This window comes from Bartonella rhinolophi (assembly GCF_036576165.1).
In the GTDB taxonomy this organism is placed as follows: Bacteria; Pseudomonadota; Alphaproteobacteria; order Rhizobiales; family Rhizobiaceae; genus Bartonella.
This window is the reverse complement of sequence record NZ_JBAFWY010000009.1, coordinates 31,819-44,276: the sequence shown is the minus strand read 5'-3', so window position 1 is coordinate 44,276 and position 12,458 is coordinate 31,819. Positions and strand designations below refer to the sequence as shown.

Annotated in this window: 9 protein-coding genes; 2 read left to right on the top strand and 7 right to left on the bottom strand. The window is 37.4% G+C overall.

Annotation, left to right across the window (positions count from 1 at the left end):
- Window positions 1–333: 333 nt before the first annotated feature.
- The gene (locus V5N67_RS05985) at window positions 334–1,548 is read left to right on the top strand and encodes an NADP-dependent isocitrate dehydrogenase (protein WP_332060985.1); all 1,215 of its coding nucleotides are present in this window, start codon (window positions 334–336) and stop codon (window positions 1,546–1,548) included.
- A gap of 126 nt (window positions 1,549–1,674) precedes the next feature.
- Window positions 1,675–3,102 (top strand): MFS transporter, encoded by a 1,428-nt coding sequence (locus tag V5N67_RS05980; protein ID WP_332060984.1) that lies wholly within the window; start codon window positions 1,675–1,677, stop codon window positions 3,100–3,102.
- A 30-nt stretch (window positions 3,103–3,132) separates the two neighbouring features.
- On the opposite strand, the gene V5N67_RS05975 is transcribed toward V5N67_RS05980, so the two are convergent.
- From V5N67_RS05975 to V5N67_RS05945, 7 genes are all read right to left on the bottom strand, one after another.
- Complete coding sequence (locus V5N67_RS05975; RefSeq protein ID WP_442879249.1) at window positions 3,133–4,347, bottom strand: MFS transporter; 1,215 nt, start codon at window positions 4,345–4,347, stop codon at window positions 3,133–3,135.
- Window positions 4,348–5,150: 803 nt separating this feature from the next.
- On the bottom strand, window positions 5,151–6,269 hold the full coding sequence (gene tgt / locus V5N67_RS05970; protein WP_332060987.1) for a tRNA guanosine(34) transglycosylase Tgt: 1,119 nt from the start codon (window positions 6,267–6,269) through the stop codon (window positions 5,151–5,153).
- A gap of 904 nt (window positions 6,270–7,173) precedes the next feature.
- Window positions 7,174–7,686: a peptidylprolyl isomerase gene (locus V5N67_RS05965; protein ID WP_332060983.1), complete on the bottom strand. Its 513-nt coding sequence runs from the start codon at window positions 7,684–7,686 to the stop codon at window positions 7,174–7,176.
- Window positions 7,687–7,704: 18 nt separating this feature from the next.
- Window positions 7,705–8,280, bottom strand: coding sequence for a peptidylprolyl isomerase (locus V5N67_RS05960; RefSeq protein ID WP_332060982.1), 576 nt, complete (start codon window positions 8,278–8,280; stop codon window positions 7,705–7,707).
- Window positions 8,270–8,788, bottom strand: a complete 519-nt coding sequence (coaD, locus tag V5N67_RS05955; protein ID WP_332060981.1) for a pantetheine-phosphate adenylyltransferase — start codon at window positions 8,786–8,788, stop codon at window positions 8,270–8,272. The genes V5N67_RS05960 and coaD overlap by 11 nt, the downstream gene beginning before the upstream one ends.
- Before the next feature lie 24 nt (window positions 8,789–8,812).
- On the bottom strand, window positions 8,813–11,593 hold the full coding sequence (gyrA, locus tag V5N67_RS05950; protein ID WP_332060980.1) for a DNA gyrase subunit A: 2,781 nt from the start codon (window positions 11,591–11,593) through the stop codon (window positions 8,813–8,815).
- A gap of 234 nt (window positions 11,594–11,827) precedes the next feature.
- On the bottom strand, window positions 11,828–12,346 hold the full coding sequence (locus V5N67_RS05945) for a single-stranded DNA-binding protein (RefSeq protein ID WP_332060979.1): 519 nt from the start codon (window positions 12,344–12,346) through the stop codon (window positions 11,828–11,830).
- Window positions 12,347–12,458 lie beyond the last annotated feature (112 nt).

Here is a 12,458-nt window from a genome sequence, read left to right as displayed (position 1 = left end):
ATTTATAATAATAATTCTCTTTTATTAAATTGGATTTTTATTTAAACTAGCGAAACACGATTTTAGAAGTAAAATGACAACACAAAAATACTTCCAGCAATATCTGCTTACCATTCCCCTTAATAGAGTTGATTTTTTATCAATTATATAATGGTCAAAAATTGCAGATATATGACTTTCTTTTCAATGCGTCCGTTTTTAATAAAGTTTTACATCCTCTCTATAATATGCGATATCGTTTAGATGCTTCTCTGCCTTCCTTGTTTTAGCTTTTCATTCTAATCCTGAAAGTATTATAGAAGATAATATCACTTAAATGAAAAAGGACTTCTAATGACAAAGATCAAAGTAGAAAATCCCGTTGTTGAAATCGATGGGGATGAAATGACCCGCATCATCTGGAAATATATCAAAGACAAGCTAATTCATCCCTATCTCGACATTAATCTTAAATATTATGATCTTTCTGTCGAAAATCGAGATGCAACAAATGATCAAGTAACGATCGATTCTGCTAACGCTATCAAAAAATACGGAGTTGGTATAAAATGCGCAACCATCACTCCTGATGAATCACGTGTAAAAGAATTTAACCTAAAAAAGATGTGGAAATCACCTAATGGCACAATCCGCAATATTTTAGGGGGAACCATTTTCCGTGAACCTATTATCTGTAAAAACATCCCACGTCTTGTTTCTAATTGGACAAAACCAATTATTATCGGACGTCATGCTTTTGGTGATCAGTACAAAGCAACTGATTTTAAATTTCCTAGTAAGGGAAAACTAACTATTAAATTTGTTGGTGATGACAATCAAGTTATAGAACATGATGTTTTTGACGCTCCAAGTGCAGGAGTTGCCATGGCTATGTATAATCTCGATGAATCAATTCGTGATTTTGCTCGCGCATCTTTTAATTATGGGCTACAGCGAAATGTCCCTGTCTATCTTTCAACAAAAAACACCATTCTGAAAGCTTATGACGGACGTTTTAAAGATATCTTTCAGGAAATATTTGATGCAGAATTTAAAGCTGAATTTGAAAATCGTAAATTATATTATGAGCATCGCCTGATTGATGATATGGTTGCTTCTGCGCTTAAATGGTCAGGAGGTTATGTCTGGGCATGTAAAAATTATGATGGTGATGTCCAGTCAGATATCGTTGCTCAAGGTTTTGGTTCTCTTGGTCTTATGACTTCTGTACTCATGACACCAGACGGTAAAATTGTTGAAGCAGAAGCCGCACATGGTACAGTAACACGTCATTACCGTCAGCATCAAAAAAATGAAGAAACATCAACAAATTCTATTGCTTCTATTTTTGCATGGACACGCGGATTGGCGCACCGTGCCAAATTGGATGGTAATGAGAAATTAAAAAACTTTGCCACAACATTGGAAGAAGTTTGTATTAAAACCGTTGAAGAGGGTTTTATGACCAAAGATCTTGCATTGTTAATTGGACCTAAGCAAAGATGGCTTTCTACAACAGGATTCCTCGATAAAATTGATGAGAACCTAAAAAAAATAATGGTCAATTAAATTATAGATTTAATTTAAATTTCAAAGCTCTATGAAAAGAGAGCTTTGAATCCCTCCCCTCTTGGAAAATTTAAATAACTGCCTTATAAATAAAAAAGGTCAATTCTCTATTAAATAGCAAAAATAGTGAAAAAACAGAACTGGTTCGCGCTTTTATGGGGTAAAAATGGTATTCGCTCTTTAACATTTATGGGCGGTGTGGCGTTGCACGCTATCAACGTTTACATTGTTATCACTATTTTGCCTTCTCTTATGGATGATATTGGCGGTGAGCTATATTATTCTTGGGTAGCTACTGTTTTTATTACAGCCTCACTCCTTGGTACTTCGCTTGCAACAAAAATATTAGAAAAAATAGGTCCCCGCCAAGCTTATGTTGTTTCTGGATTTATTTTTACTATTGGTACCTTCATGTGCAGCGTAGCACCAACTATGCCATTATTTTTAATAGGACGCTTTGTTCAAGGATTTGGAAGCGGTGCTTTGTTATCCTTATCTTATTCCATGGTACGTATCGTTTTTAGCCCACCTTTATGGTCACATGCATTCAGTATTATCTCTGGAATATGGGGAATTTCAACCTTATTAGGACCAGCTATCGGCGGCATTTCTGTACAATATAGTGTATGGAGAACCTCCTTTTGGGTAGTTGGAGTATTGGCAATAATCTTCTCACTTATAGCATTTAAAGTTTTACCAAAAAAAAATAAAAATTACGTTCCAACATCTCCACTCCCCTTCCCACAGCTTTTTACACTCATTTTATTGATTTTTATCATTTCCGTTGGTGGAACTATGGATACTGCAGTTGCACAAATCTGCGGACTGGTTATCGGATTTAGTCTCCTTTTCGTTTTAGCAAAGATCGAATTATCTGCACTTCATCCTATGTTGCCACGTAAAAGCTTCTCTTTCTTTTCTGAACTTTTTCCTGTTTACTCATTAATACTCGTTATAACGATAGTGGCATATAGTATAGAGCTTTATTTTCCACTTTTTCTTCAAGAACTTCACGGACAAGACCCACTTATTGCGGGTTACATGGCAGCACTTATAAGCCTTGGTTGGACATGTGGTTCTCTCTCAAGTGCTGGCGTTTCGACAAAAAATATTCGCAATATTATTGTATATTCTCCCATATTAAGTCTTTTAGGTATAAGCGTACTTTTATGGCTTGTTCCAACAGAAGTTTCTACACCTAAATATACTTTTATCATTTGCTTAGCATTGTTTGCTATCGGAATTAGCGCTGGTATAGCATGGCCACATTTGTTAACAAGAATTTTACAATGTGCAAATGATAAAGATGCTTTACGCGCCAGCGAATCTCTAACCTCTGTACAGCTATTTTCAGCAGCATTAAGCGCAACACTTGCAGGAGCAACCACAAATCTTGCTGGTTTATTCAACCCTGGAGGAATTGCTGGAATGATTCTTGCAGCAAAAGCTCTTCTTGCAACACTCATTGGTCTTTTATTTTTCCTTGGTATTCCGTTTGCCTTACGCGTTTCCTACAGCATATTAAAAAATCCAACTGGGCAATCAAATGATTAAAAAAATACTCTTTTTTAAAAACATTCATAATTAAAAAAAATTTTTATCACGCTTTTCCACATACCATGAAAAACAAAAAATCAACAACCCACACAGAGTTAAAATACCTCCTAAAACAGCAGTATATTCATAACTATAACCTAATTTTAAAACCCACGCCCCAGATTCTGCTCCAAGAGCATTAGCAATATTAAAAGCAGATTGCATTAAAGCTCCTGCCAAAATTTGTCCATGCACAGAGACATTCATGATTTTTGTTTGTATAGAAGGCATAGATGCAAAAGAAGTACCAACAAGAAAACATCCTAATGCTGCTGTTAGTGGGGTATAGGATAAAAAGAAAAAAAGAAAAAAAACAAATGCACTCCAAAGCATAGCAAAAAATATCATCGGCGAAATGCCAATCTTAACTGCAAGTTTAGGACCCAAAAGATTGCCCACAACCATCCCCAATCCAATCAATGGCATAATAAATGGAACCCAATCAAGTAAAACACCAGAAATATGCATTAATGTTGACTTGATATAAGTAAAAACAGAAAATAATCCCGATGCACCAACCGAAACCATCGCCAAGAGAATCCACACCTGCTTTTGCTTTAATGCACTCAATTCGCGCAGAGGACTTGTTTTAGAAGTATTCGGAACAGAAGGTAAGAACTTCCCAATAAGTAAACAACACAATAAAGCAATAATACCTACAAGAATAAAAGCAATCTGCCAACCAACAAGCTGTCCAATCCACGTTGCACTTGGTGCACCCAAAACTGTTGCAATTGTTAAACCAAGCATAACATTTCCAACAGCTTTTGGACGTTTATTTATTTCCACCATTGAGGATGCAACCATAGTTGCAAGTCCGAAATAGATGCCGTGAGGAAGACCACTGATAAACCGTAACGTCACCAGTACGCTAAAATCGGAAAAAAAAGCACTCGCAATATTTGCCAGCGCATAAAAAAACATCAACCCTATCAAAACAGTCTTGCGTAATAACTTAGCTGTTGCAACAGCTAAAAGAGGCGCCCCAATCACAACTCCCAGTGCATAAGCAGAAATATATTGACCAGCTGTAGGAATATCAATATGTGAACTGCGTGCCATCTCTGGCTGTAAACCCATCGCAACAAACTCAGCAGTACCAATAGCAAAACTTCCCACTGCAAGAGCCAAAATTGCTAAACATCGCGTTCTAGAATCAACCTCACAAGATGTAAGAAAATTTTTTTTACGAAAATTCTTCATTATCATTATTTTTGTTTAGAGATGTTTTACCGTTAATATCTGTAACATACGCAAATAAATTCACAATATTTTTAAATTTTGCCAAACAAAAACTAAAAAATATCGTCCAGAACAAAAAGAGCAATATTTTTAATTTTTTCATAGCAATATAATAGAATGTATATTTATAATAGAGTCCATTTTTTAGAACGCACTGAAGCTGTAATGCTCTGTAAGCTAAATGAAAAATCAATTATTAAAATGTTACTTCCTGTGAAAACAATTCCAGCATTTTATAGTGTTAACTTTTTAAACCTTAATCTCAAACCTAATCACCTTCACATCACCATAAGTAAAACATCTTCCATCTTTACACAAAATTTTATGCGATTTTATGAAACAATGGATAACAAAAAAACATTCTTTGCGTGAATAAACCGTACCGACATCCTGTGTTGAGACTTCACCATTTAATGATAAAAAACACACAATTCCTCATAAAAATACAATTTTTATACTTCTTTAAGAGTTCACTAACTCCTCATTAACATTGTTGATCTAAACAATTATCAGAAACAGCAACAAACTGTTTTTCTCCGGATCAGGTAACGCGTACCGGAGTAATAACTCCTGCTTAATCTCAGTGTTGCAGGGAAAATATGTATCGATAAAACTGCGCATCCATCTTTTATTAGGGCAGCGCAGTTTTACGCTTTTGAGAAGCATTATTACAAAATTTGTACTTTTACTTTGTGCAAAAATAATTGAGCAACAGAAGAAAAAGTAAATACCATATATTATAGTTTAACCGCCCTATTACTACCTTATCGTCCTTGCATCCATAAAGCACTTGTTTCAGCACAAAAATCAGCATAACACCCTGCTTCAATGGAATCACGAATACCTTGCATAAGCTGTTGATAATAAAAAAGATTATTCCAAGTTAGCAACATACCACCAAGAGATTCACCAGATTTAATTAAATGGTGTAAATAAGCACAGCTATAATCATATGCAGCAGGACAAAGCGACTGTGGATCAAGAGGATGTGGATCTTCTGCATAACGCGCATTACGTAAATTAATTTTACCAAAGCGCGTAAAAGCTAAACCGTGGCGCCCCGCACGCGTCGGCATAACACAGTCAAACATATCAATACCACGCGCAACACTTTTCAAAATATCATCAGGTGTTCCCACCCCCATAAGATAGCGTGGCTTATCTTCTGGCAAAATTGGACAAGTAACATCCAATACGGCTGTCATAACATTTTGCGGTTCACCAACAGCCAGTCCTCCAATAGCATAGCCTTTTAAATCCATATCTTTTAATGCTTGAGCAGAGCGTTCACGCAGTTTCATATTATCACCGCCCTGAACAATACCAAACATAGCCTTGTCTGACTGATCACCAAACGCTATTTTACAACGTTGCGCCCAGCGTAATGAAAGCTCCATAGCAGCTTCCATTTCCTTTTCACTTGCAGGCAATGCAATACATTGATCTAATTGCATCTGAATATCAGAATTAAGAAGTCCTTGAATTTCGATAGAACGCTCTGGACTCATTTCATAGTACGCTCCATTAATATAGGAGCGAAAAATCACACCTTGCTCTGTAATTTTACGGATTCCCGCAAGAGACATAACTTGAAATCCACCAGAATCCGTTAAAATCGGTTTAGACCAGCGTATAAAGTCATGTAATCCCCCTAAACGCGCAACACGCTCAGCTCCAGGTCGCAACATTAAATGGTAAGTATTGCCCAAAATGATATCTGCCCCAAGAGCATGAAGCTGATCCATATACATAGCTTTAACGGTTCCTGCCGTTCCAACTGGCATAAATGCAGGTGTACGAATACACCCGCGTCCCGTTATAATTTCACCCCGACGCGCATACCCATCTTGAGCAATCTTTCTATAGTGAAATGTTTTTACCATCACTTTCATCTCTTTGAAGCCATAAACTCACATCGCCATAAAAAAAGAAAGGGAATACCTTCTCTCTTAATAGCATTGAATAACACTTCATAAGCTTTAAGAATTGTTTTTCGATTCGCTCAATATTGTAATCAACATAAAAAAATTCAACGAGATAAATGGAATATTTGTTGTTAAACGGTCACCACAGTAAAGAGAATATCTAAATTCATAAAATATCAATAGTACCTGACAACATAACTCCTTAAGGTGCTTAGCACTTACTCGCAGCAGCGTTTAATATTACAAGGCTATTGTTTCTTCAATAAAAATGACCTTACTTCCACTAGCTTTTACTACAAATAATGCTTTTGACAGACTTAACATTGATAAAAAAGTTTCTAAATACATTAAAAATGACAAATATCCTTCATTTTTACATATAAAAAGCGTATCTGTGTGCAATGTAAACAGTTCCCAAAGATGACTCAAAATACCTCAGTAAAATGAAAACCGATAACTCGATCTGAACCACATTTTTTTTAAATTTCTGACAATATTTTGACACAATATGATAAACTGAAAATACATATGCTCAGAGCTGTCATAACAGCCAATACTATGCCTATAAAATATTATTCTGCTACTACACTTAAAATAACCCTCATAATATTCAAACTGATGTCTTCCCTTCATCCAAAACTCTTCCAAAAAGCACAAACGAAAAAGCTTCATCACATCTTCTTTTGATAAATACAAAATAAAATAATATTTTTATCAAAAAAAGCTCATCTCAATGCAATTTATTGCACTGAAACATTAAAACAGAAAAACTCTAATTGCATAAAAATATAAAATTTAAACCTACTTTAATGAATCTTAAAACAGCTCATGAGTAGTAACTATCCTATATTAATTATTTATACTATTTTACATCCGCAGCAATTGTGGCTTTGATAATGGAATCAGGATCTACAACAGGCTCACCGCGCTTAATTTGATCGACATTTTCCATGCCTTCAATAACCTGTCCCCAGATAGAATATTGACGGTTAAGCCAAGGAGCATCCTCAAAGCAGATAAAAAATTGCGAATTAGCAGAATTCGGATTCTGACTGCGTGCCATAGAAACGGTACCACGCTTATGAGAAAGATTCGAAAATTCTGCTTTCAAATCGGGCTTATCTGATCCTCCCATACCAGCACGTGATAAATTAAATTTCTCACCGTCTTTTTTTCCAAATTGCACATCACCAGTTTGAGCCATAAAACCATCAATAACGCGATGAAAAACAACATTGTCATAAGCACCCTCACGCACAAGTTCTTTAATACGTGCAACATGATAAGGAGCTAAATCAACAAGAAGCTCAATAACGACTCTGCCCTTCGTTGTTTCAAGAATTAAGGTATTTTCTATATCTTTAATCTCAGCCATATGGCTAACTCCTTTGACTCATTTATCATCTTGTAAATAGGCAGCATTAATAACATCAGGATTTCTTACAGATCCATTATTACTTGTGGTGCCCTTTTTTATTTTATCAACAACATCCATTCCCTCTATGACCTCCCCGACAACAGTATATTGACCATTTAAAAAAGCAGCATCACTAAAACAAATGAAAAATTGAGAATTTGCAGAATGAGGATCTTGTGAACGTGCCATGCCAACAGTGCCACGCACAAATGGCTGCTTTGAAAATTCTGCTGGTATATTGGGATAATTTGAGCCACCCATACCAACGCGCTTAAGATCAAAATCTGCACTACCCTTTTTTCCAAACTTTATATCACCAGTCTGCGCCATAAAGCCAGGAATCACACGGTGAAATACAACATTGTTGTAAGCACCTTCCTCTGTTAATTTCTTAATTTGTGCCACATGCTTTGGAGCAAGGTCAGGACGCAAACGAATAATTACATCACCATTTTTAAGGGATAAAATAAGGGTGTTAGAATCATCTGCAGCAGCACCCAATGAAAAAAAGCAAAAAACACATGTCAAAACAGCAAAAATTCTAAGATACACAATTATTTTCTCCTGAAGATTGAAATTTCAAGCGCAAAGCTCGTGCAACATTTGAAGGCACAAAAGGCGTAACATCACCTCCCATAGAAGCAATCTGACGCACCAATGTAGAAGTTATCGCGCGTCCAGAAACACTTGCTGGCAAAAAAACAGTCTGCAACTCAGGAGCCATGATACCATTGACTCCTGCCATTTGCATTTCATAATCAAGATCAGTGCCATCACGTAAACCACGAATCAGAAATGAAGCACCAATTTCACGCGCCTTATGAATCAAAAGAGTATCAAACGAAATAACCTGTAATCGGTCAGAACCCACGTTTAAAAAATCTCGTCCCGCTTGCGCAATTAAGTCAACACGCTCTTCAATGCTAAAGAGTGGTGTTTTTTTAGCTTGTATACCTATAGCCACAACCACCCTGTCAGCCAAAACTAAACCACCTTGCAAAACATCTAGATGACCGTTTGTAAAAGGATCGAAGGAACCCGCATAAAGAGCAATTTTCATTATTTTACTCCGCTACCTTCAGAGCTATTTTTCTTCGCTAATATTAACCATATCAGAATGATTTTCACCTTCATCATCTAATTGGCTAACATCATCTTCAGATTCAGAAATGCGCTCAACTGATACGACTTTTTCCCCCTCAGCTGTGTTGAAAATCGTTACTCCCTTAGTCGAACGACCAGCTATACGAATACCATCAACAGGAACACGAATAAGTTGCCCTCCATTCGATACTAACATAATTTGATCTTGTACCTTCACTGGAAAAGCCGCCACTAATTTACCAATTTCAGCTGTCTTAGATGGGTCTGTTGCGCGAATCCCTTTTCCACCACGCCCAGAAATACGAAACTCATATGAGGAAGATCGTTTTCCATAACCAAATTCACTTACTGTTAAAAGCATTTGTTCGCGAGCATGAAGTTCTGTATAACGTTCATCCGTCAATTCTGTTTCGGCTTCCCCATCACCTTCATCCAGAGTTAAAACATCTTCAGCATCTGCACCAGCTGCACGCCGTTCATTAATCACACGTTTAACATAAGCAGAACGCTCAACTGATGTTGCCTCAACGTGCTCTAAGATAGTCATTGAAATAACTTTATCCCCTGTGGCCAAATTTATACCACGCACCCCAACTGAATTACGACCCGCAAATACACGAACTTCAACAACTGGAAAACGAATACATTGTCCATTAGCTGTTGTCAGAACAACATCATCAGATTCTGTACAAGTTTCTACAGAAAGAATCTCATCTCCCTCTTCATCAAGTTTCATTGCAATTTTACCATTACGATTAACCTGAACGAAATCTGATAATTTATTGCGACGCACAGTTCCACGCGTAGTTGCGAACATAACATCCAATGCGCTCCAACTCGCTTCATCTTCTGGCAAAGGCATAATAGTCGTTATGCGTTCACCTTGCTGCAAGGGAAGCATATTAATTAAAGCACGCCCGCGCGATTGTGGTGTACCAAGAGGTAAACGCCAAACTTTTTCCTTATAAACAATCCCACGTGATGAAAAGAAAAGAACTGGTGTATGTGTATTAACCACAAACAAACGCGTTACAAAATCCTCATCTTTCGTGGACATACCAGAACGTCCCTTACCACCACGTCGCTGCGCACGATATGTATTGAGAGGAACACGCTTAATATAGCCACTATGACTAACCGTTACCACCATATCTTCTGGTGCGATCAGATCTTCATGATCCATTTCAGCATTACCAAAACCAAATACGGTACGCCGAGGAGTTGCAAATGCTTCACGAAGAGCATTTAGTTCATCTTTCACGATATCCATAATACGCGAACGCGATGCCAAAATATGAAGATAATCGGCGATATCCACTCCAATTTTATTTAACTCATCAGCAATTTCATCACGCCCCAGCGCCGTCAATCGTTGCAAGCGCAATTCCAAAATAGCACGCGCCTGTTCTTCAGATAAATTATAAGTATTATCCTCATGGATAATATGACGCGGATCATCAATAAGTTTTATTAAAGGCGCTACATCAGCCGCTAACCAACGCCGCTCCATTAACTGTACACGTGCTGTCTGCGGATCAGGCGCTCTGCGAATTAACGTTATAATTTCATCAATATTGGCAACAGCAATAGCAAGACCAACCAAAACATGCGCACGCTCACGCGCTTTGCGCAAAAGATATTTTGTTCGCCGACTTACAACTTCTTCTCGGAAAGAAACAAATGCACGAAGTATATCAAGCAACGTCATTTGTTCAGGCTTTCCCCCGTTTAACGCAACCATATTGCAACCAAAGGAAGTTTGCAGTGGCGTATAACGATACAATTGATTCAAAACAACATCCGCAACAACATCTCTTTTAAGCTCAATAACGACACGATACCCATCACGATCAGATTCGTCACGCAAATCAGAAATTCCTTCGATGCGCTTATCACGCACCAGTTCAGCCATTTTTTCAATCATTGTTGCTTTGTTAACTTGATAAGGTATTTCACTTACAATAATTGCCTGTCGACCATTGCGAATTTCCTCAATATCAACCTTAGCACGCATAATAATTGAACCGCGCCCAGTTTCATAAGCTGAACGGATACCAGAGTGACCAAGGATAATACCACCAGTGGGAAAATCAGGACCAGGAATGATTTCAATCATTTTATCAAGTGCTATATCGGGATTGTCAATCAAGGCGATACAACCATCAACGACTTCACCAAGATTATGGGGAGGAATATTGGTTGCCATTCCCACAGCGATACCACCTGATCCATTGACTAAAAGATTAGGAAAACGCGCTGGCAAAACTACAGGTTCACACTCGCGCCCATCATAATTATCCTGAAAGTCAATAGTATCTTTATCAATATCAGCTAAAAGCTCTTCTGAAATTCTTTCTAAACGACATTCTGTATAACGCATCGCCGCAGGCGGATCACCATCAACAGAACCAAAATTTCCTTGACCATCAATCAACGGATTTCGTAAAGAAAAATCCTGTGCCATACGTACCAACGCGTCATAAATTGAAGCATCGCCATGGGGATGAAACTTTCCCATAACTTCACCAACAACACCCGCAGACTTACGATAAGGCTTATTAAAAGAGAGTCCCATCTCATTCATAGCATGAAGAATACGCCGATGAACAGGTTTAAGACCATCACGAACGTCAGGAAGTGCTCGCGAAACAATCACGCTCATCGCATAATCGAGATAGGAGCGTTGCATTTCATCAACAATATTGATTGGTTCAATACCAGTAAGCACATCACGCTCTGGTAGTGGAGTAAGATCGGTCACAGTTTCAAGACTTTCAAAAAAAGAATCACTTTACTCTTTGTATATCGAAAAATATGTCAAAAAGCTAACTTCCCTCCTGCAACAAGGAAGAAGTTTAACAATAATTTTCAATATGTTATTTACTTGTACTAATAATCGTAAACAAAACGACCCGTATTTACTACTCTGCATTTTAAGAAGTTAAAACAAATAACCACAAAGATACAAAAAACAATATTGTTACCTTTAAAGTCATCAAAAAGGTACGTCGTCATCTAATTTATGTGAAAAACTTTCTCCCGACGTACTATTACTTTGACCAAAAACATCTCTCGGATTTGAGCTACTGTCACCAAAACCACTGCTACCATAACTGCCACTCGATTGATTTGCTCCTTGCATTTGCTCCCCACCCGCTACTCCACGCCCATCAAGCATTTGTAATTCACCGCGGTATTTTTGCAAAACAACCTCTGTTGTATAACGGTCGTTACCATTTTGATCTTGCCATTTGCGCGTCTGCAACTGACCTTCAATGTAAATTTTGCTACCTTTTTTTAAATATTGCTCCACAATTTTTATAAGGTTTTCATTAAAAATAACGATACTATGCCACTCTGTGCGCTCTTTGCGCTCATTTGTATTGCGATCACGCCAACTTTCTGAAGTAGCAATACGCAGATTTGCTACTTGATCACCAGAATTTAAACGGCGAATTTCAGGATCCGCACCAAGATTACCAATCAAAATAACTTTATTAAGGCTACCAGCCATCGCATAAACTCCAAAATCATAAACAAAGCAATTATAACAAAAAATGACAACAACGTATAGTTTATTCCGTCTTTCAGAATAAAAAGCTTTCTATCTTTGTCTCTTTTTTCAC

Coding starts and splice junctions, on each gene's coding strand:
- V5N67_RS05945 (WP_332060979.1), bottom strand. CDS start 12,346: ATGGCTGGTAGCCTTAATAAAGTTATTTTGATTGGTAATCTTGGTGCG.
- coaD (WP_332060981.1), bottom strand. CDS start 8,788: ATGAAAATTGCTCTTTATGCGGGTTCCTTCGATCCTTTTACAAACGGT.
- V5N67_RS05965 (WP_332060983.1), bottom strand. CDS start 7,686: ATGGCTGAGATTAAAGATATAGAAAATACCTTAATTCTTGAAACAACG.
- tgt (WP_332060987.1), bottom strand. CDS start 6,269: ATGGTAAAAACATTTCACTATAGAAAGATTGCTCAAGATGGGTATGCG.
- V5N67_RS05985 (WP_332060985.1), top strand. CDS start 334: ATGACAAAGATCAAAGTAGAAAATCCCGTTGTTGAAATCGATGGGGAT.
- V5N67_RS05975 (WP_442879249.1), bottom strand. CDS start 4,347: ATGAAGAATTTTCGTAAAAAAAATTTTCTTACATCTTGTGAGGTTGAT.